Source organism: Streptomyces sp. NPDC104226, from assembly GCF_055584085.1.
Genome location: NZ_JBVJMS010000017.1, coordinates 79,856 through 101,635 on the forward strand (window position 1 = coordinate 79,856; position 21,780 = coordinate 101,635).

General features: G+C 71.5%; 21 protein-coding genes. 19 read left to right on the top strand and 2 right to left on the bottom strand.

Annotation, left to right across the window (positions count from 1 at the left end):
• Positions 1-65: 65 nt before the first annotated feature.
• A complete protein-coding gene (locus tag ACZ60J_RS37770; RefSeq protein WP_469688697.1) occupies positions 66-737 on the bottom strand; it encodes a bifunctional DNA primase/polymerase in 672 nt (223 codons plus the stop codon).
• A gap of 355 nt (positions 738-1,092) precedes the next feature.
• Here ACZ60J_RS37770 and nsdA point away from each other — a divergent pair, with 355 nt between their 5' ends.
• From nsdA to ftsH, 6 genes are all read left to right on the top strand, one after another.
• Entirely contained in the window at positions 1,093-2,670 is a 1,578-nt protein-coding gene (gene nsdA, locus ACZ60J_RS37775; protein WP_469688698.1) for a transcriptional repressor NsdA, read from the top strand.
• Positions 2,671-3,002: 332 nt separating this feature from the next.
• A complete protein-coding gene (locus tag ACZ60J_RS37780) occupies positions 3,003-4,349 on the top strand; it encodes an ammonium transporter (protein WP_469688699.1) in 1,347 nt (448 codons plus the stop codon).
• Positions 4,346-4,684 (top strand): P-II family nitrogen regulator, encoded by a 339-nt coding sequence (locus tag ACZ60J_RS37785; RefSeq protein WP_112451060.1) that lies wholly within the window; start codon positions 4,346-4,348, stop codon positions 4,682-4,684. The genes ACZ60J_RS37780 and ACZ60J_RS37785 overlap by 4 nt, the downstream gene beginning before the upstream one ends.
• A gap of 64 nt (positions 4,685-4,748) precedes the next feature.
• Complete coding sequence (locus ACZ60J_RS37790) at positions 4,749-7,172, top strand: [protein-PII] uridylyltransferase (RefSeq protein WP_469688700.1); 2,424 nt, start codon at positions 4,749-4,751, stop codon at positions 7,170-7,172.
• A 507-nt stretch (positions 7,173-7,679) separates the two neighbouring features.
• Positions 7,680-9,254 (top strand): signal recognition particle protein, encoded by a 1,575-nt coding sequence (gene ffh / locus ACZ60J_RS37795; RefSeq protein ID WP_469688701.1) that lies wholly within the window; start codon positions 7,680-7,682, stop codon positions 9,252-9,254.
• Between the two features lie 138 nt (positions 9,255-9,392).
• The gene (gene ftsH, locus ACZ60J_RS37800; RefSeq protein ID WP_469688702.1) at positions 9,393-11,330 is read left to right on the top strand and encodes an ATP-dependent zinc metalloprotease FtsH; all 1,938 of its coding nucleotides are present in this window, start codon (positions 9,393-9,395) and stop codon (positions 11,328-11,330) included.
• 80 nt (positions 11,331-11,410) lie between these two features.
• On the opposite strand, the gene ACZ60J_RS37805 is transcribed toward ftsH, so the two are convergent.
• Positions 11,411-12,088, bottom strand: coding sequence for a class I SAM-dependent methyltransferase (locus ACZ60J_RS37805; RefSeq protein WP_469688703.1), 678 nt, complete (start codon positions 12,086-12,088; stop codon positions 11,411-11,413).
• A 142-nt stretch (positions 12,089-12,230) separates the two neighbouring features.
• On the opposite strand from ACZ60J_RS37805, the gene proS reads away from it, so the two are divergent.
• The 13 genes from proS to ACZ60J_RS37870 all read left to right on the top strand — a co-directional run bounded on the left by proS (position 12,231) and on the right by ACZ60J_RS37870 (position 21,753).
• A complete protein-coding gene (gene proS, locus ACZ60J_RS37810) occupies positions 12,231-13,643 on the top strand; it encodes a proline--tRNA ligase (protein ID WP_469688704.1) in 1,413 nt (470 codons plus the stop codon).
• A 213-nt stretch (positions 13,644-13,856) separates the two neighbouring features.
• Positions 13,857-14,453: a hypothetical protein gene (locus ACZ60J_RS37815; protein WP_469688705.1), complete on the top strand. Its 597-nt coding sequence runs from the start codon at positions 13,857-13,859 to the stop codon at positions 14,451-14,453.
• A 191-nt stretch (positions 14,454-14,644) separates the two neighbouring features.
• A complete protein-coding gene (gene rpsP / locus ACZ60J_RS37820; protein ID WP_382757152.1) occupies positions 14,645-15,088 on the top strand; it encodes a 30S ribosomal protein S16 in 444 nt (147 codons plus the stop codon).
• 2 nt (positions 15,089-15,090) lie between these two features.
• Positions 15,091-15,330, top strand: coding sequence for an RNA-binding protein (locus ACZ60J_RS37825; RefSeq protein WP_030011889.1), 240 nt, complete (start codon positions 15,091-15,093; stop codon positions 15,328-15,330).
• Between the two features lie 80 nt (positions 15,331-15,410).
• Positions 15,411-16,016, top strand: coding sequence for a ribosome maturation factor RimM (gene rimM, locus ACZ60J_RS37830; RefSeq protein ID WP_469688706.1), 606 nt, complete (start codon positions 15,411-15,413; stop codon positions 16,014-16,016).
• Positions 16,016-16,837, top strand: coding sequence for a tRNA (guanosine(37)-N1)-methyltransferase TrmD (gene trmD, locus ACZ60J_RS37835; protein ID WP_469688707.1), 822 nt, complete (start codon positions 16,016-16,018; stop codon positions 16,835-16,837). Before rimM ends, trmD begins: the two co-directional genes overlap by 1 nt.
• A gap of 134 nt (positions 16,838-16,971) precedes the next feature.
• Positions 16,972-17,322, top strand: coding sequence for a 50S ribosomal protein L19 (gene rplS, locus ACZ60J_RS37840; protein WP_382980500.1), 351 nt, complete (start codon positions 16,972-16,974; stop codon positions 17,320-17,322).
• 44 nt (positions 17,323-17,366) lie between these two features.
• Complete coding sequence (gene lepB / locus ACZ60J_RS37845) at positions 17,367-18,143, top strand: signal peptidase I (protein ID WP_469688708.1); 777 nt, start codon at positions 17,367-17,369, stop codon at positions 18,141-18,143.
• Positions 18,136-19,023: a signal peptidase I gene (lepB, locus tag ACZ60J_RS37850; protein WP_469688709.1), complete on the top strand. Its 888-nt coding sequence runs from the start codon at positions 18,136-18,138 to the stop codon at positions 19,021-19,023. The genes lepB (ACZ60J_RS37845) and lepB (ACZ60J_RS37850) overlap by 8 nt, the downstream gene beginning before the upstream one ends.
• Positions 19,024-19,136: 113 nt before the next feature.
• On the top strand, positions 19,137-20,051 hold the full coding sequence (gene lepB / locus ACZ60J_RS37855) for a signal peptidase I (protein ID WP_469688710.1): 915 nt from the start codon (positions 19,137-19,139) through the stop codon (positions 20,049-20,051).
• A 44-nt stretch (positions 20,052-20,095) separates the two neighbouring features.
• On the top strand, positions 20,096-20,872 hold the full coding sequence (gene lepB / locus ACZ60J_RS37860) for a signal peptidase I (RefSeq protein WP_469688711.1): 777 nt from the start codon (positions 20,096-20,098) through the stop codon (positions 20,870-20,872).
• Positions 20,862-21,389 (top strand): NUDIX hydrolase, encoded by a 528-nt coding sequence (locus tag ACZ60J_RS37865; protein WP_469688712.1) that lies wholly within the window; start codon positions 20,862-20,864, stop codon positions 21,387-21,389. The genes lepB (ACZ60J_RS37860) and ACZ60J_RS37865 overlap by 11 nt, the downstream gene beginning before the upstream one ends.
• Before the next feature lie 55 nt (positions 21,390-21,444).
• On the top strand, positions 21,445-21,753 hold the full coding sequence (locus tag ACZ60J_RS37870) for a DUF2469 domain-containing protein (RefSeq protein WP_005311352.1): 309 nt from the start codon (positions 21,445-21,447) through the stop codon (positions 21,751-21,753).
• Positions 21,754-21,780: the final 27 nt, after the last annotated feature.

Genomic DNA, 21,780 nt, shown 5'->3' on the forward strand with positions numbered 1-21,780 from the left:
GGCCAGTGCCCCCGAGTCCCCGCGACTCGGGGGCACTGCCGTGCGCACGGTCCCGCGGGGCGCGGCTACGGCCGGCGCAGCCGGTGGCACAGGTAGGCGAGGGTGCCCAGGAGCAGGCGGGCCTGCGGGGGATCCCCGGCCGAGTCCAGGGCCGGCGGGCGCAGCCAGCTCACCGGGCCGAGGCCGGCGAAGTCCGAGGGCGGGGCCGTGACGTAGCAGCCCTGGCCCAGAGCGCGCAGATCGAGGCCGGCGTCGTCCCAGCCCATCCGGTACAGCAGCTGCGGCAGCCCGGCCGCCGCCCCGGGGGCGACGAAGAACTGGGCCCGGCCGTCCGGGGTCGCGGTCACCGGGCCGAGCGGCAGGCCCATCCGCTCCAGCCGGACCAGCGCCCGCCGCCCGGCCTCCTCGGAGACCTCGATGACGTCGAAGGAACGCCCGGCGGGGAGCAGCACCGCGGCTCCCGGGTACCCGCTCCAGGTCTCGGTGACCTCGTCGAGGGTGGCGCCGGCCGGGACCGTCGGAGCGAGGGCCAGCGGATGCGCCCCCGGCGCACCGCAATTCGTATGACCGCAGGAGCAGTCGCGGGCGGGCCCCGCGGCCCGGGCGCCGGGGACCACGTCCCAGCCCCACAGTCCGGTGTACTCCGCCACCGCCGTGCACTCCGACGTCCGGCCGCGGCGCCGAGCGCCGGAACGGAACTCCTTGGTGCCGCGGCTGCCGCCGATCGTGAAGCCCATGCCCATGCCCCCTCCAACGGGTCGGACGTGCCGGTGGTTACGACATCGGCTGGTTGCGGCGTTCTCTGCCCCGACACCGGCGCGTTGTGCGCTGCGCGCGCCCCGGCGCACTCCTGTCCAACCGATCGGTCCTGCCTTCGTGTCAAGTGAATCGCGCCTGGCGGGTGGCGAGTTCATTCGAAGGGGTGGCGAATGGTGGCGTTTCCGGGATCGACCTCGCAGGAGGGGTGATCGTAGGATTACTTTCGGTGCACGAGCGCGAAGAGGAGACGGGTTCGCGGGTATGCCGGAGGCATGCGTGAAGGACCTGTGAAGACCGTTTCCCGGCAGGGTTTCGTGTGGAAAAGGCTGACGGATGGGGGGCGTTCCAGTGAGCGGCAACGGCGCAAGCGGAACGAGTGCGGAGTCCGACGTGTCGTCCGCAGGGCTGCCGGACCGGGATTCCGCAGAGGGCTCCGGGCAGGACTCCGGGCAGGACGCCGCCGTCCGCAACGAACAGCTGACGTCCTGGTTCGTCCGCAGCGGCTGGTCCAAGGGCGAGCTCGCCCGCCAGGTCAACCGCCGCGCCCGCCAGATGGGCGCCCACCACATCAGCACCGACACCTCGCGGGTCCGCCGCTGGCTCGACGGCGAACAGCCCCGCGAGCCCGTCCCGCGCATCCTGTCCGAGCTGTTCTCCGAACGGTTCGGCTCCGTCGTCGCCATCGAGCACCTCGGCCTGCGCACCGCCCACCAGACCCCCTCCGTCTCCGGCGTGGACCTGCCGTGGGCCGGCCCGCAGACCATCGAACTGCTCGGCGAGTTCTCCCGCAGCGACCTGATGCTGGCCCGCCGCGGCTTCCTCGGGACCTCGCTCGCCCTGTCCGCCGGCCCCGCCCTCATCGAGCCCATGCAGCGCTGGCTCGTACCGGTCCCGGTCGCCGACCCGGGCCCCCGGGAGGCGGGGCCGGCGGGCGCCCTGAGCGGCCACCGGCCGCCCCGGCTCTCCGAGCCCGAGGTGGACCTGCTCGAAGCCACCACCGTGATGTTCCGCCAGTGGGACGCCCAGTGCGGCGGCGGACTGCGCCGCAAGGCCGTCGTGGGCCAGCTCCACGAGGTCACCGACCTGCTCCAGGAGAACCACCCGGCCCCGGTCATGAAGCGGCTCTTCAAGGTCGCCGCCGAACTCGCCGAACTCGCCGGCTGGATGAGCTACGACATCGGCCTGCACCCCACCGCGCAGAAGTACTTCGTCCTCGCGCTGCACGCCGCCAAGGAGGCCGGGGACAAGCCCCTGGGCTCGTACATCCTCTCCAACATGAGCCGCCAGATGATCCACCTGGGCCGCCCCGAGGACGGCCTGGAGCTCATCCACCTGGCTCAGTACGGCAGCCGCGACTGCGCAGGGCCCCGTACCCAGGCCATGCTGTATGCGATGGAGGCCCGGGCCTACGCCAACATGGGCCAGCCCAGCCGCTGCAAGCGGGCCGTGCGGATGGCCGAGGACACCTTCTCCGACGTCGGATTCGACGCCGAGCCCGAGCCCGACTGGATCCGCTTCTTCTCCGAGGCCGAGCTCAACGGCGAGAACTCCCACTCCTACCGGGACCTGGCCTACGTGGCGGGCCGCAGCCCCATGTACGCCTCCCTCGCCGAACCGGTCATGGAACGCGCCGTCGCGCTCTTCGAGAAGGACGACGAGCACCAGCGCTCCTACGCCCTCAACCTCATCGGCATGGCCACCGTGCACCTGCTCCAGCGCGAGCCCGAGCAGGCCACCGTCCTTGTCGGCCGCGCCCTCGACGTGGCGGGAAAGGTGCGGTCCGAACGGGTCAACACCCGGCTGCGCAAGACCGTCGACACCGCCGCGCGTGAGTACGGCGACGTCGCCGACGTCGTGCGGCTGACCGACCAGCTCGCCTCCCGCCTCCCCGAGGCCGCGGAGGCCGTCTGACGGCCACCCGGCCGCCCCCAGGCCCCCGGCCGCGGCAGTCACCCCGTGAAGCCCGATCAGGCTCCCCCAGCCAGGTTCCCCGGGTCATCGCCGCGGCCGGGTCTCCACCCGCCACCCCCATGAACCACTCGTTCATGGAGGCGTAACACGCGCGACCTCTTCGTCATCGACGCGAAACACCCAGCGGCGCCGCCGGAAACCGGCCTGCGCGAATCTCATGGCCAATAACCGGCCAGCCCCCGGGCCGGACCCCCTCAGGCCTGATTCACGCAGCGCCGCTCAGGTTTTCACGATCGCCCGCACGCGAACGTACCGACGACGAGGAGACGCCGATGGCATCAGCCATCACGACCCTCGCGGCAGACGCCCCCACGCTGTCTTCCGCGAACACCGGGTTCATGCTCATCTGCTCCGCCCTGGTCATGCTGATGACCCCGGGACTCGCCTTCTTCTACGGAGGCATGGTCCGCGTCAAGAGCAGCCTCAACATGCTGATGATGAGCTTCATCAGCCTCGGGATCGTCACGATCCTCTGGGTCCTCTACGGATTCAGCCTCGCCTTCGGCACCGACTCCGGCTCGCTCATCGGCTGGAACTCCGACTACGTCGGACTCAGCGGCATCGGCATCACCGAACTGTGGGACGGCTACACCATCCCCGTCTACGTCTTCGCCGTCTTCCAGCTGATGTTCGCGATCATCACCCCGGCGCTGATAAGCGGCGCCCTGGCCGACCGCGTCAAGTTCAGCGCGTGGGCGCTCTTCATCACCCTCTGGGTCACGATCGTCTACTTCCCCGTCGCCCACTGGGTGTGGGGCGCCGGCGGCTGGCTCTTCGAGCTCGGCGTCATCGACTTCGCCGGCGGCACCGCCGTCCACATCAACGCGGGCGCCGCGGCCCTCGGCGTGATCCTGGTCATCGGCAAGCGCGTGGGCTTCAAGAAGGACCCGATGCGCCCGCACAGCCTCCCGCTGGTGATGCTCGGCGCGGGCCTCCTGTGGTTCGGCTGGTTCGGCTTCAACGCGGGCTCCTGGCTCGGCAACGACGACGGCGTCGGCGCGGTCATGTTCGTCAACACGCAGGTCGCCACCGCCGCCGCCATGCTCGCCTGGCTCGGCTACGAGAAGCTGCGCCACGGCTCCTTCACCACCCTCGGCGCCGCCTCCGGCGCCGTCGCGGGCCTCGTCGCCATCACCCCCTCCGGCGGCGCCGTCTCCCCGCTCGGCGCGATCGCCATCGGCGTCATCGCCGGTGTCGTGTGCGCCATGGCCGTCGGCCTGAAGTACAAGTTCGGCTACGACGACTCCCTCGACGTCATCGGCGTCCACCTCGTCGGCGGTGTCCTCGGCTCCCTCCTCGTCGGTCTCTTCGCCACCGGAGGGGTCCAGTCCGACGTGGCCGGCCTCTTCTACGGCGGCGGTCTGGGGCAGCTCGGCAAGCAGGCGATCGGAGTCTTCTCCGTCCTCGCCTACTCTCTCGTGGCATCCGCGGTACTCGCCTTCCTCCTCGACAAGACGATGGGGATGCGGGTCACCGAGGACGACGAGGTCTCCGGCATCGACCAGGTCGAACACGCCGAGACCGCCTACGACTTCAGCGGAGCCGGCGGCGGCTCCTCCTCCCGGAGCACCGCCGTCCCCGCCCCCGTTGCCGCAGCGAGCAAGAAGGTTGACGCATGAAGCTCATCACCGCGATCGTGAAGCCGCACCGGCTCGACGAGATCAAGGAAGCCCTGCACCGCTTCGGAGTCCAGGGACTCACCGTCTCCGAAGCCAGCGGCTACGGCCGCCAGCGCGGACACACCGAGGTCTACCGGGGCGCCGAGTACACCGTGGACCTCGTACCGAAGATCCGCATAGAGGTGCTCGTCGAGGACGGCGACGCCGAAGACGTGATGCGGATCGTCGTCGACGCCGCCCAGACCGGCAAGATCGGCGACGGCAAGGTGTGGAGCATCCCCGTGGACTCGGTCATCCGGGTCCGCACCGGCGAACGCGGCGCGGACGCGCTTTAAGGCCTCCCCGGCCGCCCGCCCGGCAGGACCGGCCGGACGGGCCTCAAGTGATGGGAACCCCTGGGTGACGAGTGTCGAAGAGACCACGGACAGCACGCCCGACTCGGGACCCAGCGGGTACGCCGCGGCCCGGCTGCGACTCCTCCAGGAGGAGTCGCGGTCCGGGCCTTCCCGGCGTTCCGCCCTGGCGGCCCTGACCGACGACTGGCTCAAGGCGCTGTTCGCCACCGCCGTGCAGGAGACGGGCGTGCGGGGCGCCGCCCTCGTCGCCGTCGGCGGCTACGGCCGCGCCGAACTCTCCCCCCGCAGCGACCTCGACCTGGTCCTGCTCCACGACGGAAAGACCGAAGCGCGCGCCCTGGCCGCCCTGGCCGACCGGCTCTGGTACCCCGTCTGGGACCTCGGCCTCGCCCTCGACCACTCGGTCCGCACCCCCGGCGAAGCCCGCAAGACCGCCGCCGAAGACCTCAAGGTGCACCTCGGACTGCTCGACGCCCGGCCCGTCGCGGGCGACGCCGGACTCCTCGCGGGACTGCGCACCTCCGTCCTGGCGGACTGGCGGAACCAGGCGGCCAAGCGGCTGCCCCAGCTGCACTCCCTGTGCCGCGAGCGGGCCGAGCGCGCCGGGGAACTCCGCTTCCTGCTCGAACCCGACCTCAAGGAAGCCCGCGGAGGACTGCGCGACGTCACCGCGCTGCGGGCCGTCGCCGCGTCCTGGCTGGCCGACGCCCCCCGCGAGGGCCTCGCCGAAGCCCGGCGCCGGCTGCTCGACGCCCGGGACGCGCTGCACCTGGTGACCGGCCGCGCCACCGAGCGGCTCTCCCTCCAGGAACAGACGCCGGTCGCGGCGCAGCTCGGCCTGCTCGACGCCGACGCCCTGCTCCGGGAGGTGTACGAGGCCGCGCGGGTGGTCTCGTACGCCGGTGACGTGACCTGGCGCGAGGTCGGGCGCGTGCTCCGGGCGCGGTCCGCCCGCCCCCGGCTCCGCGGACTGCTCGGCACCCGCAGCTCCGCACCGGAGCGGGCTCCGCTGGCCGAAGGCGTGGTCGAGTCCGACGGCGAGGCCGTACTGGCCCTGGCCGCGCGGCCCGACCGGGACCCGGTGCTGCCCCTGCGCTTCGGCGCCGCCGCCGCCCAGGCCGGACTGCCCGTCTCGCTGCACGCCGTACGCCGGCTCGCGGCGCAGACGAAGCCGCTGCCGGTGCCCTGGCCGGCCGAGGCCCGGGAGCAGCTGCTGACCCTGCTGGGCGCGGGGGAGCCGACGGTGGCCGTCTGGGAGGCGCTGGAGGCCGAGGGGATCATCACGAAGCTGCTGCCCGACTGGGAGCGGGTGCGCTGCCGGCCGCAGCGCAACCCGGTGCACACCTGGACCGTGGACCGGCACCTCGTCGAGACGGCGGTGCGGGCCTCGGAACTGACCCGCCGGGTGGGCCGCCCCGACCTCCTCCTGATGGCGGCGCTGCTGCACGACATCGGCAAGGGCTGGCCCGGCGACCACTCGGTGGCCGGCGAGACGATCGCGCGCGACATGGCGCTGCGGGTGGGCTTCGACGCGGAGGACGTCGCCGTGCTGGGCGTGCTCGTACGCCACCACCTGCTGCTGATCGACACGGCCACGCGGCGGGACCTGGACGACCCGGCGACCGTCAAGGCCGTCGCCGAGGCGGTCGGGTCGCCCGGCACCCTGGAGATCCTGCACGCGCTGACCGAGGCCGACGCCCTGGCCACCGGCCCGGCGGCGTGGAGCGCCTGGCGCGGCTCGCTCGTGGCCGACCTGGTCGCACGCGTCGCCGCCGCGCTGAGCGGGGCCGCCCCCGAGGTGACGGAGCTGGAGATCCCGACCGCGGAGCAGGAGCGGCTTGCGGTGGAGGCGCTGCGCACCGGGGAGCCGGTCCTGGCCCTGCACGCCCGCCAGGAGGAGGACGCGGTCGGCGTGGAACTCGTCGTGGCCGTCCCCGACCAGCCGGGAGTACTGCCCGCGGCAGCCGGCGTACTGGCCCTGCACCGGCTCACCGTGCGGGCGGCCGACCTCCGCTCGATGGAGCTTCCCGACCGGCTGGGCGAGGTACTGGTCCTGCGCTGGCGGGTCGCCGCGGAATACGGGGCCCTGCCGGAGGCCGCACGGCTGCGCACCGACCTGGTGCGGGCCCTGGACGGCTCGCTGGACGTCCCGGCGAAGCTGGCGGACCGCGAGGCGGCGTACCCGCGCCGGCGCGGGGTGGTCCCGCCGCCGCCCCGGGTGGCGGTGGTCCCGGAGGTCTCCTCCCTGGCCACCGTCCTGGAGGTGCGCGCCCCCGACGGGGTCGGGCTCCTGCACCGGATCGGGCGCGCGCTGGAGTCCTCCGGGGTGCGGGTCCGCAGCGCGCACGTCTCCACGCTCGGCGCCAACGCGGTGGACACGGTGTACGTGGTCGACGCGGACGGCAAACCCCTCGCCGGCCCGGCGGCGGCAACCCTGGCCGAGGCGGTCCAGGCGGCCCTGGCCTAGCGCGGCGCGGAGCAGTGGGGGAAGAGTCCCCTACCCGCCCTTCGCCCGTTCCCCGGGCTCCGCCCGGACCCGGTCCGCGCTGCGCCATATCCAGCCTCGCCGGCGTTTGAGGCGCGGGGTCTGGGGCGGAGCCCCGGGGGGTCCGGGCGCAGCCCGGGCCCCTCCAGCCCGTCCGGCGCTTGAGGACCGGGGTCCGGGCGGCGCCCGGGGAACGGTGGAAGGGCGGGTAGGGGACTTCGCCCCGCGCAGCGGGCAAAGGGTGCTGCGGGGACCTCGCCCCCGCGCAGCGGCAACGGTCGCAGCGGACTCCGCCCCGCGCAGCGGTGACGGGCGTGGCGGGGGCTTCGTCCCGCGCAGCGGGGCCTTGCGGGCGCCGGGCCGCGGCCACGGCAGGTGCCGTCCCGGACCCCGGGGGAAGGGGGGACGGGCCGCCGGGTCACAGAGTTGGCGGGGCCCGATACCCTGGGGGACGACCACACGCCCCCGACCCGAGGAATCGCGACCACCGTGTTCGATACGCTTTCCGACCGCCTCAGCGCGACCTTCAAGTCCCTCCGGGGCAAAGGCCGCCTCTCCGAGCAGGACATCGACGCTGCGGCGCGGGAAATCCGTATCGCCCTCCTCGAGGCCGACGTCGCCCTCCCGGTCGTCCGCTCGTTCATCGCGAACGTCAAGGAGCGCGCCCGCGGCGAAGAGGTCTCCAAGGCCCTGAACCCGGGCCAGCAGGTCCTCAAGATCGTCAACGACGAGCTGGTCTCCATCCTCGGTGGCGAGACCCGGAGGCTGCGCTTCGCCAAGACCGCGCCCACCGTGATCATGCTCGCGGGCCTCCAGGGTGCCGGTAAGACCACCCTCGCCGGAAAGCTCGGCCTGTGGCTAAAGGGGCAGGGCCACGCCCCGCTCCTCGTCGCCTGCGACCTCCAGCGCCCCAACGCCGTCAACCAGCTCTCGGTCGTGGCCGAGCGGGCCGGCGTGGCCGTCTACGCCCCCGCGCCCGGCAACGGCGTCGGGGACCCGGTCCAGGTCGCCAAGGATTCCATCGAGTACGCGCGCACCAAGCAGTACGACGTCGTCGTCGTCGACACCGCCGGCCGCCTCGGCATCGACCAGGAGCTGATGCAGCAGGCCGCGGACATCCGCGACGCCGTCAGCCCGGACGAGATCCTCTTCGTCGTCGACGCAATGATCGGCCAGGACGCGGTCAACACCGCCGAGGCCTTCCGCGACGGCGTCGGCTTCGACGGCGTCGTGCTGTCGAAGCTCGACGGCGACGCCCGCGGTGGTGCCGCGCTCTCGATCGCGCACGTCACCGGCAAGCAGATCATGTTCGCCTCGAACGGCGAGAAGCTCGACGAGTTCGACGCGTTCCACCCGGACCGCATGGCGGGCCGGATCCTCGACATGGGTGACATGCTCACCCTGATCGAGCAGGCCGAGAAGACCTTCTCGCAGGCCGAGGCCGAGAAGATGGCGGCCAAGCTGCAGAAGGGGCCGAAGGAGTTCACGCTCGACGACTTCCTGGCCCAGATGGAGCAGGTCCGCAAGATGGGCTCCATCTCCAAGCTGCTCGGCATGCTCCCCGGCATGGGGCAGATCAAGGACCAGATCAACAACATCGACGAGCGCGACGTGGACCGCACCGCCGCGATCATCAAGTCGATGACCCCGGCCGAGCGCCAGGACCCGCACCTCATCAACGGCTCGCGCCGCGCCCGTATCGCCAAGGGTTCCGGCACCGAGGTCAGCGCCGTCAAGGCGCTCGTCGAGCGGTTCTTCGAGGCCCGCAAGATGATGTCCCGCATGGCCCAGGGCGGCGGCATGCCGGGCATGCCCGGCATCCCCGGGATGGGCGGCGGCCCCGGCCGGCAGAAGAAGCAGGTCAAGCAGGCCAAGGGCAAGCGCAAGAGCGGCAACCCGATGAAGCGCAAGGAAGAAGAGGCCGCGGCCGCCGCGCGCCGCGAGGCCGGCCCGCAGGCGATCGAGCCCGCCGCAGGCGGCAACCCCTTCGGCCTTCCGGCCGGTGGGGGCCAGTCGGGGCAGGACTTCGACCTGCCGGACGAGTTCAAGAAGTTCATGAAGTAGCGGCGACGCAGCAGTACGGAGCCACGCGGGCCCCGGTCGGATCACTCCGGCCGGGGCTTCGCCGTGTGGCCTCCCACCAGGGGCGATGGTCCGGTTTGTCGCTTATGGTCGGCCGGGAGGACGGCAGAAGGAGGCCACGTGCCCAGCCCCACCCCCGTACCGCCCCGCGACCGGGCCGATACGCCCTGGCGCTCCGAAGGCGCACCCCCCGCCCCGCCGCCGAAGAAGCGGATGCCCGGCGGCTGGCGCGGCCTGATCCTCGCCGCCCTGATCGTCTACCTGATCACCAACCTGGTGCTGTCCTTCTTCAACGAGGGCGAAGAGCCGACCATCTCGTACACCGAGTTCAGCAAGCAGGTCGCGAACGGCAACGTCTCGAAGATCTACTCCAAGGGCGACGCGATCCAGGGCCAGCTGAAGGCCAAGCAGCCCATGCCGGACGGGGGCAAGGGCGACTACACCAAGTTCGTCTCCCAGCGGCCCGCCTTCGCCGACGACGACCTGTGGGCCAACCTCACCAAGCAGAACGTCGTCGTCACGGCCTCCCCGGTCGTCGTGCAGCGCAGCTTCCTGGCCAATCTGCTGATCTCCCTGGCCCCGATGCTGCTGCTGGTCCTCCTGTGGGTGGTCATCGCCCGCCGGATGGGATCGGCCATGGGCGGCGGCATGGGCGGGATCGGGCGCAAGACGCCGCCCAAGCCGGTCGAGCTGGAGGGCGCCAAGCGCACCACCTTCGAGGACGTGGCCGGCATCGACGAGGTGGAGGGCGAGCTCAACGACGTCGTGGACTTCCTCAAGAACCCGGACGACTACCGGAAGATGGGCGCCCGCATGCCCGGCGGCGTCCTGCTCGCCGGCCCGCCCGGCACCGGCAAGACCCTGCTCGCCCGCGCGGTGGCCGGAGAGGCCGGGGTGCCCTTCTTCTCCGCCTCCGCCTCCGAGTTCATCGAGATGATCGTCGGCGTCGGCGCCTCCCGGGTGCGCGAACTCTTCTCCGAGGCCCGCAAGGTGGCGCCCGCCATCATCTTCATCGACGAGATCGACACCATCGGGCGGGCCCGCGGCGGCGGCGCCGCCATGGGCGGCCACGACGAGCGCGAGCAGACCCTGAACCAGATCCTCACCGAGATGGACGGCTTCTCCGGCTCCGAGGGCGTGGTCGTCCTGGCCGCGACCAACCGGGCCGACGTCCTGGACCCGGCGCTGACCCGGCCCGGCCGCTTCGACCGCACCGTCATGGTCTCCCCGCCCGACAGGGCCGGCCGGGAAGCCATCCTGCGCATCCACACCCGGGACATCCCGCTGGCCGCCGGAGTCGACCTCGAGCACATGGCCCGTACGACCCCGGGCATGACCGGAGCCGAACTGGCCAACCTCGCCAACGAGGCCGCCCTGCTCGCCGTGAAGCGCAGGCAGGAGGAGGTCACCCAGGCCGACCTCTCCGACGCTCTGGAGAAGGTCCAGCTCGGCGCCGAACGGCCGCTGGTCATGCCGGACGAGGAGCGCCGGCGCACCGCTTACCACGAGAGCGGGCACGCCCTGCTGGGCATGCTCCAGCCCGGCGCCGACCCGGTCCGCAAGATCACCATCGTTCCGCGCGGGCGGGCGCTCGGCGTCACCCTCTCCACCCCGGAGGCGGACCGCTACGCCTACACGGAGGAGTACCTCCGCGGCCGCATCATCGGGGCGCTGGGCGGCATGGCGGCCGAGCAGGTGGTCTACGAGGTCATCACCACCGGCGCGGAGAACGACCTCGAACAGGTCACCAACCTCGCCCGCGGCATGGTCGGCCGCTGGGGCATGAGCGAGCGCATCGGCCGCCTCACCGCCATCCCCTCCGACGGCCAGAGCCCGTACGGACTCTCCGCCGCCCCCGCCACCCTCGACGCGGTGGACCACGAGATGCGCCGGATCGTCGACGAGTGCTACGAGGAGGCCTGCCGTCTGCTCACCGAGAACCGCGACAAGCTGGACGCCCTCGCGGACGCCCTGATGGCCAACGAGACCCTGGACGAACCGGCGGCCTACGCGGCCGCGGGCATCCCCCGTCTCCACAAGGGGACGCCGCACGACTGAGCGCCCGGCGGGCGCCGTAAGACGCCCTAGGACGCGGTAAGGCGCCGTGCGGGGCCGTACGAGGCCCCGCACGGCGCCGGTTACGCCGTACGGGCGATGACGTAGCGGAAGATGTTCGGCAGCCAGACGGCCCCGTCACCCCGTTCGTACGGGTGAAGCGCCTCCGCCAGTTCCTTCTCCACCTGCCCCGGGTCGGAGCACTCGTACAGCCCGGTCGACAGCAGCCCGCGCACCGCGCTGTCCACGTCGGCGTACCCGAACGGGCAGAACACCCGTCCCGACCCGTCCGGCACCAGCCCGGCCGCGGCCGCCATGGCGTCCAGGTCCCGCGGGGCCGGCCCGCCGCCCAGCACGGAGGGCACCGTGCACCGCTCCGCCGGACCCCAGTCGGCCAGCACCACCGCGGCGCCCTGCCGGTGCAGCGCCGGCAGGGCCGCGGCCAGCGCGCCCGGGGAGGGCGAGAAGGCCAGCAGGACGTCGTAGGGCACCGCGGGCACCGGAGGGGCCGCGAGGACCTCCAGGAGGCGTTCCCGGGCCAGCGTGCGGCGTGCCGGATCCGTCTCCACACCCGTGGCCAGGGCTCCCCGGCCCGAGGCCAGCAGCAGGGCCAGTCCGGCCCCGCAGTCGAGGCCCAGCAGCCGGTCGCCCGGCCCGACCTCCAGCCGGTCGTAGACCGCCTCGTACAGCGGTACCAGCATCCGTTCCTGGATTTCCGCCCAGTCCCGGGCGACAAGCGTCGCCGTCGGCGTCGGTGTCATCGAAAGAGCGCTCCTGATTCCGTCTCGCCCCCCTGCCCCCGTTGCCAGAGAACTCCCGATTCGCCCCCGCGTCCAGAGGAGCGCGCCACCCGATTCGCACCCGATTCACGCATCGCACCCCGGGCGCCGTACCATTCGCGCCATGGCAAAGGCACCCGTTCTCACCCCCCAGGCGGAGGATTTTCCCCGCTGGTACCAGGATCTGATCAACAAGGCCGAGCTGGCCGACAACGGTCCGGTCCGCGGCACGATGGTCATCCGGCCGTACGGCTACGGCCTGTGGGAGCGGATGCAGCAGGAGATGGACGCGCGCATCAAGGACGCGGGCGCCCAGAACGCGTACTTCCCGCTGTTCATCCCGCAGTCGTACCTGACGAAGGAAGCCGAGCACGTCGAGGGCTTCGCGCCCGAGCTCGCGGTCGTCACGCACGGCGGCGGCAAGGAGCTGGAAGAGCCGGTCGTCGTCCGGCCCACCTCCGAGACGATCATCAACGACTACTTCTCCAAGTGGGTCCAGAGCTACCGCGACCTGCCCCTGCTGATCAACCAGTGGGCGAACGTGGTCCGCTGGGAGATGCGCCCGCGCGTGTTCCTCCGTACGAGCGAGTTCCTCTGGCAGGAGGGCCACACCGCCCACGTCACGTACGAGGACGCCCGCGACTACGCCTCGCGCATCCACACGGACGTGTACGGCGACTTCATGACCAACGTGCTCGGCATCGACGTCGTGCTCGGCCGCAAGACCGCCAAGGAGCGCTTCGCCGGCGCCATCAACACCCTCACCCTCGAGGGCATGATGGGCGACGGCAAGGCCCTGCAGCTCGGCACCAGCCACGAGCTCGGCACCAACTTCGCCAAGGCCTTCAACACGCAGTACCTGTCGAAGGAAGGCAAGCAGGAGCTCGTCTGGCAGACCTCGTGGGGCGTCTCCACCCGCATGGTCGGCGGCCTGATCATGTCGCACGGCGACGACAACGGCCTGCGGGTCCCGCCGCGCCTGGCGCACGTCCAGGTCGTCGTCATGGCGATCAAGGGCGACGAGGCCGTGGCGAAGGTCCGCGAGCTGGGCGCCCAGCTCAAGGCCGCGGGCCTGCGGGTGTTCGTCGACGACCGCGTCGACACCCCCTTCGGCCGCCGCGCCGTGGACTGGGAGCTCAAGGGCGTACCGGTCCGCGTCGAGATCGGCCCCCGCGACCTGGAGGCCGGCACCGCGATGCTGGCCCGCCGGATCCCGGGCGGCAAGGAGGCCGTGCAGATCTCCGACCTCGCCGCCCTGCTGCCCAAGGTGCTGGAGGAGGACCAGGAGCAGCTGCTGCGCGAGTCCCGCGAGCGCCGCATCGCCCGTACCTCCGACGTCTCGACCATCGAGGAGGCCGCCGAGGCCGCCATCGCCGGTGGCTGGGCGCGGATCCCGTGGGCCGACCTCGGCCCCGAGGGCGAGGCGAAGCTCGCCGAGCAGGCCGTCTCCGTACGCTGCCTCGTCGCCGAGGACGGGTCGGTGCCGCAGGCGGACGACGCCCCCGGTAACCTGGCGATCGTCGCGCGCTCGTACTAGGCGGTCCGTCTGACGGCTCCCACGCCCCGGCGCGCGGCATCCGCCGCACGCCGGGGCTGAGTCCGTCGGTGGGCCTCGCTACGTACCGACTCCTCCGGAGATATGCGCACCCGTCCTCGTCGGGACGCATGAGACTGAACTGACTGGTACGTGCAAAAAATTTGGAATGGCCCGGAATCGGAACACCTGGGCACCCCGGCTCGTTGTCACGACGTGAGCACGACACCACCTGTTCTCGCCGCAGAGCTGGCGCAGGCGTGGGCCGATATTCAGCGGTACCACTCCGAGCTGCCTGACCTTGCCGCGCCCGAGTCCCTGATCGGAGAGTCCTCGTCCGCCTGCGGCGCCGAGCTCTCCTTCGAGCGACTGCTGCACGAGGCAGTCCACGGCATCGCCGCAGCCCGCGGAGTGCGTGACACTTCGCGCGCCGGCCGCTACCACAACCGCAGGTTCCTCGCGATCGCCGAGGAGATGGGGCTGGACCACTCCGACGAGCCGCACGCGAGCAGCGGCTTCTCCCTGGTCTCGCTCAATCCCGAGGCGAAGAAGCGCTACCGCCCCACCATGGAGCGGCTCCAGCGCGCGCTGAAGGCCCACACGGCCGCCACGGCCGCCGACACCAAGCGCAGCTTCCGCGGTCCGGCCGCCCGGCACGGGTCGTCCGGCGGCGGAGTCCGCGTCAAGGCGGTCTGCGACTGCGGGCGCAACGTGCGCGTGGTCCCGTCCGTACTGGCCCAGGCCCCGATCGTGTGCGGAGGCTGCATGAAGCCCTTCCGCATCCCCGACGTGGCCATCGCGGTGGCCTCCTGACCCGGTGTGCTCGCTCCGCGACCTCCCGGCGGAGCGTGCCGCGGGCGTGTGGCACAATGGACAGCTGTACTCGACAGTCGCATAGGACCCCTCTCTCCTCCGGCTGACGCGTCCATCGGGCACCCGAGTACCGCAACCCCACGTGGCATCTCATGTGCCCAACCACGTCAAGTTCAGGAGACACCACTCCAGTGGCAGTCAAGATCAAGCTCAAGCGCCTCGGCAAGATTCGCCAGCCGCACTACCGCATCGTCGTCGCCGACGCCCGTACCCGTCGGGACGGTCGCGCGATCGAAGAGATCGGTATCTACCACCCGACGTACAACCCGTCGCGCATCGAGGTCAACGCCGAGCGTGCGCAGTACTGGCTGTCGGTCGGCGCCCAGCCCACCGAGGCTGTGCTCGCCATCCTGAAGCTCACCGGTGACTGGCAGGCGCACAAGGGCCTCCCGGCCCCCGCGCCGCTGCTGCAGCCGGCGACGAAGGAGAGCAAGCGTCGCTCCTTCGACGAGTTCGCCAAGGCCCTCGAGGGCATCGGCGAGGGCAAGGGCGAAGCCATCACCCAGAAGGCGAAGAAGGCCGACAAGAAGGCGGACGAGGCTGAGGCCGAGACCGCCGAGTCGACCGAGGCCTGAGCATGCTCGAGGAGGCTCTTGAGCACCTCGTGAAGGGCATCGTGGACAACCCCGACGAAGTGCAGGTCGCCTCGCGCAACCTGCGCCGCGGGCAGGTGCTGGAGGTCCGGGTCCACCCCGACGACCTCGGCAAGGTGATCGGCCGCAACGGCCGCACCGCACGTGCTCTGCGTACCGTCGTGGGCGCCATCGGCGGCCGGGGGATCCGCGTCGACCTCGTCGACGTGGACCAGGTCCGCTGAAGAGTTGAATCACCGGCACGGGCCGGGGAGGGCGATTGCGCCCGCCCCGGCCCGTCGTCGTCTGAACAGGAGAAGAGACAGTGGAGCTGGTAGTCGCGCGGATCGGCCGCGCCCACGGGATCAAGGGTGAGGTCACCGTCGAGGTGCGGACCGACGAGCCGGAGCTCCGGCTCTCGCCCGGCGCCGTGCTCCTCACCGAACCGGCGTCGACGGGTCCGCTGACCATCGAGGCGGGCCGGGTCCACAGCGGCCGCCTCCTGCTCCGCTTCGCGGGCGTCAAGGACCGCACCGCGGCCGAGGCGCTGCGCAACACCCTGCTGATCGCGGAAGTCGACCCGTCCGAACTCCCGGAGGAGGAGGACGAGTACTACGACCACCAGCTGATGGACCTGGACGTGGTGCTGGAGGACGGGACAGAGATCGGCCGGATCACCGAGATCTCCCACCTGCCCTCGCAGGACCTCTTCATCGTCGAGCGGCCGGACGGCACCGAGGTGATGATCCCCTTCGTCGAGGAGATCGTCGTCGAGATCGACCTGGAAGAGCAGCGCTGCGTCATCACCCCGCCCCCCGGCCTGCTCGACGAGCGCGACGCGGTCGTCGCCTCGACCCGTGACGGGGATGCCGAGGACGCCACCGACGCCGAGAACGCCACGAATGCCGAAGACGCCGAGGAAACAGCCTGATGCGTCTCGACGTCGTCACGATCTTCCCCGAGTACCTGGAGCCGCTCAACGTCTCCCTGGTCGGCAAGGCGCGGGCGCGCGGCCAGCTCGACGTACACGTCCACGACCTGCGGGAGTGGACGTACGACCGACACAACACGGTGGACGACACCCCCTACGGCGGTGGTCCAGGCATGGTCATGAAGACCGAGCCGTGGGGCGAGGCCCTGGACTCGGCCCTGGCCGACGGCTACGAGGCGGGCGCGCACGGGCCCGTCATCGTCGTCCCGACCCCCAGCGGCCGGCCGTTCACCCAGGAACTGGCCGTCGAACTCTCCGAACGCCCCTGGCTCATCTTCACGCCGGCCCGGTACGAGGGCATCGACCGCCGGGTCATGGACGAGTACGCCACGCGCCTCCCCGTCTACGAGGTGTCCATCGGCGACTACGTCCTGGCCGGCGGCGAGGCGGCCGTCCTGGTCGTCACCGAGGCCGTGGCCCGGCTGCTGCCCGGGGTGCTCGGCAACGCCGAATCGCACCGCGACGACTCCTTCGCGCCCGGGGACATGGCCAACCTGCTGGAAGGGCCCGTCTACACCAAGCCGCCGGAGTGGCGCGGCCACGGGATCCCCGACGTACTGGTCAGCGGGCACCACGGCAAGATCGCCCGGTGGCGCCGCGACGAGGCCTTCCGCCGCACGGCGGCCAACCGCCCGGATCTGATCGAGCGCTGCGAGGCCTCCGCCTTCGACAAGAAGGACCGCGAGCTGCTGAGCACCCTCGGCTGGAAGCCGTCCCCCGACGGCCGATTTTGGCGCAGGCCCCCGACCGTGGAAGAATAGGCGGCTGCTGTGTGCTCGCGTACGCCCCTGCCACAGGGGGACCGTCGTCCGCCGAGTCCCGCAGCTCCCGAATTCTCTCCGAAATCCCCGCATCGGCGACCTGTGGCGTCATGCGAAGAAAGCAGACGAATCTCATGTCTCACCTGCTCGATGGCGTCAACGCCGCCACCCTGCGCAGCGACCTCCCGGCCTTCCGCCCGGGTGACACCGTCAACGTGCACGTCCGCGTGATCGAGGGCAGCCGCTCCCGTATCCAGCAGTTCAAGGGTGTCGTCATCCGCCGCCAGGGCGCCGGCGTCTCCGAGACCTTCACGGTCCGCAAGGTCTCCTTCAGCGTCGGCGTGGAGCGTACCTTCCCGGTCCACTCCCCGATCTTCGAGAAGATCGAGCTCGTCACCCGCGGTGACGTCCGTCGCGCCAAGCTGTACTTCCTCCGTGAGCTCCGCGGCAAGGCCGCGAAGATCAAGGAGAAGCGCGACCGCTGATCTGCTCTCGGGGTTGGGGGGTAGGCCGGATAGGCTCGCCCCCGATGGACACCGAAGCACCTCACACGCAGCGCGGCCACTCTTCCCCCGACGAGGGGGAGGGGCGGTCGCGTTTCGTGCTTTCCGGAGCGGATTCCCGAGCAGTTCCCGGAGCAGGGCCAGCCCCGGACCCCGGGAAGACCGGCTGGCTGACCTGGCGGCGCGCCGGGCTGCTCGGCGTGGTCTGCACCGCCTTCCTGCTGCTGCTCAGCAATTTCGTGGTCCAGCCCTTCCTGATCCCGAGCCGCTCGATGGAGCCCACGCTCGCGGTCGGGGACCGGGTGCTGGTCAACAAGCTGGCGTACCGTTTCGGCGGCGGGCCGGAGCGCGGGGACGTGGTGGTCTTCGACGGCAAGGGCTCCTTCGTACGGGAGGAGCCGGACGGGAATCCCCTCGGCAGGGCCCTGCACGGGGCGGCCTCGGCGCTCGGACTGGCCGAGCCCTCGGACACCGATTTCGTGAAGCGGGTCGTGGGCGTCGGCGGCGACGACGTGGTGTGCGACGAACAGGGCCGGATCAAGGTCAACGGGGTCCTGCTCGACGAGCCGTACCTCTTCCCGGGCGACTCGGGATCGAAAGTGCCGTTCCGCATCGTCGTGCCCCTGGGGAGCCTGTGGGTCATGGGCGATCATCGTTCCCAGTCCCGGGACTCCCGGGACCACCTGGGCGAGCCGGGCGGGGGGATGGTGCCGGTGGAGAAGGTGATCGGGCGGGCCGACTGGATCGGCTGGCCGGTGTCGCGCTGGGGTGCCGCGGGATCCGCGGGCGGGGGCCGTGGGTAACCGCGGGCGCCCGCGGGGCGACTGGGACGATCCCGGCGACACCGACGCCGCCGCGGAGCCGGAGCCGGAGCGGGCCCACGGGCCGGGGGCGGAGCCCGCGGAGCCCGGCGGCCGGGCCGAACGGCGCCGCCTCGCCCGCCGGGTCCGGCGCAGACGGCGTACCCGCCGGGTGGGGGAGCTGCCGCTGCTCGTGGTGGTCGCGCTGTGCATCGCCCTGATCCTCAAGACCTTCCTCGTCCAGGCCTTCTTCATCCCGTCGGGCTCCATGGAGCAGACGATCCGGATCGGCGACCGGGTCCTGGTGGACAAGCTCACCCCGTGGTTCGGCTCCCGGGTCGAGCGCGGAGACGTGGTCGTGTTCAAGGACCCGGGAGGCTGGCTGGGCGCCGACAGCATCCAGTCCGCCGAGGACCCGGTGGGCATCAAACAGATCAAGCAGACCCTCACCTTCATCGGCCTGCTGCCCTCGGCGAACGAACAGGACCTGATCAAGCGGGTCATCGGCGTCGGCGGGGACACCGTGAAGTGCTGCGACGCCCGGGGCCGGGTCAGCGTCAACGGCTCGCCGCTGGACGAGCCGTACGTGAACCCGGGCAACGCGCCCTCGGAGATCCGCTTCGAGGTGCAGGTGCCCGCCGGGCGGATCTTCGTCATGGGCGACCACCGGGCGAATTCCGCCGACTCCCGCTACCACCTCGACGAGGCCTTCCACGGCACGATCGACGAGAAGGACGTGGTCGGCCAGGCCGTGGTGATCGCCTGGCCCTTCGGGCACTGGCACCGGCTGGAACAGCCCGCCACCTTCCGCATGGTTCCCGACCAGGCGCGCGGTGGTCGCCGCGCGCCCCGTAGGCGCCGGGGCGGCTCCGCGTTCGCATAGTGTGTCCTTGGTCTCCCGCGCCTTCGGGAACTCCCGCTCGTTAGGGGAGGGGAGGGCCCGTGCCTCATCAGGTCCGGGCGTCGATTTCCGAACGAGGAGTGGATGTGGGGGACGTGGCGGTTGGCGCACGGTCCGGACGCGACGAGGGCGGCGAGGAGCCGAGGGATTCCTCCGGGTCCGATGCCGTGGAGAACGACGGCGACGCGCAGGACGGTGCCGCGGCACGCCCGCACCGGTCGTTCTGGAAGGAGCTGCCGCTCCTGGTCGGCATCGCCCTGCTGCTCGCTCTGCTGATCAAGACCTTCCTGGTGCAGGCGTTCTCGATCCCCTCCGACTCGATGCAGAACACCCTGCAGCGCGGAGACCGGGTGCTCGTGGACAAACTGACGCCGTGGTTCGGATCGGAGCCCGAGCGCGGCGAGGTCGTGGTCTTCCACGACCCGGCGAACTGGCTGAGCGGTGAGGCCACCCCGGAGCCCAACATCGCGCAGAAGGCCCTCAGCTGGATCGGCCTCATGCCGTCCGCCGAGGAGAAGGACCTGATCAAGCGGACGATCGCCATCGGCGGTGACACGGTCGAGTGCAAGAAGGGGGGACCGGTCGTCGTCAACGGCAAGGAGCTCGACGAGCCGTACATCTTCCCGGGCAACACCCCGTGCGACGACTTCCCCTTCGGTCCGCTCACCGTGCCCAAGGGCAAGATCTGGGTGATGGGCGACCACCGGCAGAACTCGCAGGACTCCCGCTACCACCAGCAGGACTCCACCCAGGGCTTCGTGCCCGTCAGCGATGTCGTCGGACGCGCCGTGGTGGTGGCCTGGCCGGTCACCCGCTGGTCCACGCTGCCGATTCCGGACACCTTCGACCAGCCGGGCATCGGCACGCAGACCAAGGCCACCGCGCTCGGTATGGACGCCGCCGGCCTGGCCCCGGTCGGGCTCGGTCCGGCCGCACTGGGCTTCGCCGGCGCGGTGCCGGTCGTGCTGTGGCGCAGGCAGAGGCTGACCGCAGGGCGTACTGGCAGGTAGGGTGCCGCCCAGGTCGACGATCTCCGAGTGTGGGGGCGCTTGCAATGGGCGGAACACAGGCAATACGAGCAGGTGACGGCGATGGCCGCGGTGCTCTCGGCAGCACGCTGTCGGGAATCGCCGTGGCCATCGGCTTTGTGCTCTTCCTGGGCGGGTTCGTGTGGGGAGCCGTCGTGTACCAGCCGTACACGGTGCCGACCGACTCGATGGTGCCCACGGTGAAGCCCGGAGACCGGGTGCTGGCGCAGCGCATCGGCGGCGGCGAGGTGCGCCGCGGGGACGTCGTGGTCTTCAAGGACCAGCAGTGGAGCGACTCGCCGATGGTCAAGCGGGTCGTCGCCGTCGGCGGGGACATGGTCAAGTGCTGCGGCGCGGGCGGCCGGCTCGTCGTGAACGGCAAGGAACTGGACGAGCCGTACATCGAGGTGCAGCAGCTCGACCTGGAGGGTGCCCCGGCCAACGCCGGCTTCGGGACCTCGTTCGAGGTGACGGTGCCGGAGGGCAATCTCTTCCTGCTCGGCGACCGGCGCGGAGCCTCGCTGGACTCCCGGGCGCACCTGCAGGAGGCCGGACAGGGGACGGTGCCGCGCTCGGCGGTGAAGGCCCGCGTCGACGCCCTCGCATGGCCCGACATGTCGATGCTGGAGCGGCCCAGGACCTACGCCGCCCTGCCCGGCGGGACCTCGACCGCGGGGCCGCTGCTGCTCCAGCTGACCGCGGTGGTGGCCGGAGCCGCCCTGGTGGTCCTCGGAGCCGCGTACGGGCCGGTCGTACGGGTTCTCGGGCGTGGGCGGAGGAGGGAGCGGGCCGATGTCCGCTGACGCCACGCCGGGGCCGGGGGAGGGTTCCGGGTCGGCCGGGCCGCGCAAGGTGGCCCGGGTGATCCTGCTGGACCCGCAGGACCGGATCCTGCTGCTGCACGGCTTCGAGCCGGGAGACCCGGCGGACGACTGGTGGTTCACCCCGGGCGGCGGTCTGGAAGGGGCTGAGACCCGGGAGCAGGCCGCGCTGCGCGAGCTCGCGGAGGAGACCGGGATCACCGACGTGGAGCTGGGGCCGGTGCTCTGGCACCGCTACTGCTCGTTCCCCTTCGACGGGCGCCGCTGGGAGCAGGACGAGTGGTACTTCCTGGCCCGCACCAGCCAGACGGCGACGGTCCTGGGAGGCCTCACGGAGCTGGAGCGCCGCAGCGTCTCGGGCACCAGGTGGTGGACCTCCGAGGAACTGCTTGCGGCCCATGAGACGGTGTACCCGACCAGACTCGCAGAGCTGCTCCGCAGGCTGCTCGACGACGGTCCCCCGGGTGCGCCCGTGAACCTGGCCCCGGAAATCGTTTAGGGGCGCACGGGCCTGGCGCACAATAGGGGGACGCACGGCTGAAGGGGAACATGCCATGAGTGCCGAGGACCTCGAGAAGTACGAGACCGAGATGGAGCTGAAGCTCTATCGCGAGTACCGCGACGTCGTCGGGCTGTTCAAGTATGTGATCGAGACCGAACGCCGTTTCTACCTCACCAACGACTACGAGATGCAGGTGCACTCGGTCCAGGGGGAGGTTTTCTTCGAGGTCTCGATGGCCGACGCGTGGGTCTGGGACATGTACCGGCCGGCCCGGTTCGTGAAGCAGGTGCGGGTGCTGACCTTCAAGGACGTGAACATCGAGGAGCTCAACAAGAGCGATCTCGAACTTCCGGGCAGCTGACCTGAGGGCTGATCCGGCAGCTGACCC

Coding starts and splice junctions, on each gene's coding strand:
- trmD (WP_469688707.1), top strand. CDS start 16,016: ATGCGTCTCGACGTCGTCACGATCTTCCCCGAGTACCTGGAGCCGCTC.
- rplS (WP_382980500.1), top strand. CDS start 16,972: ATGTCTCACCTGCTCGATGGCGTCAACGCCGCCACCCTGCGCAGCGAC.
- ACZ60J_RS37865 (WP_469688712.1), top strand. CDS start 20,862: ATGTCCGCTGACGCCACGCCGGGGCCGGGGGAGGGTTCCGGGTCGGCC.
- ACZ60J_RS37770 (WP_469688697.1), bottom strand. CDS start 737: ATGGGCTTCACGATCGGCGGCAGCCGCGGCACCAAGGAGTTCCGTTCC.
- nsdA (WP_469688698.1), top strand. CDS start 1,093: ATGGGGGGCGTTCCAGTGAGCGGCAACGGCGCAAGCGGAACGAGTGCG.
- ACZ60J_RS37780 (WP_469688699.1), top strand. CDS start 3,003: ATGGCATCAGCCATCACGACCCTCGCGGCAGACGCCCCCACGCTGTCT.
- lepB (WP_469688708.1), top strand. CDS start 17,367: ATGGACACCGAAGCACCTCACACGCAGCGCGGCCACTCTTCCCCCGAC.
- ACZ60J_RS37785 (WP_112451060.1), top strand. CDS start 4,346: ATGAAGCTCATCACCGCGATCGTGAAGCCGCACCGGCTCGACGAGATC.
- proS (WP_469688704.1), top strand. CDS start 12,231: ATGGCAAAGGCACCCGTTCTCACCCCCCAGGCGGAGGATTTTCCCCGC.
- lepB (WP_469688711.1), top strand. CDS start 20,096: ATGGGCGGAACACAGGCAATACGAGCAGGTGACGGCGATGGCCGCGGT.
- ACZ60J_RS37805 (WP_469688703.1), bottom strand. CDS start 12,088: ATGACACCGACGCCGACGGCGACGCTTGTCGCCCGGGACTGGGCGGAA.
- ACZ60J_RS37825 (WP_030011889.1), top strand. CDS start 15,091: ATGCTCGAGGAGGCTCTTGAGCACCTCGTGAAGGGCATCGTGGACAAC.
- ACZ60J_RS37870 (WP_005311352.1), top strand. CDS start 21,445: ATGAGTGCCGAGGACCTCGAGAAGTACGAGACCGAGATGGAGCTGAAG.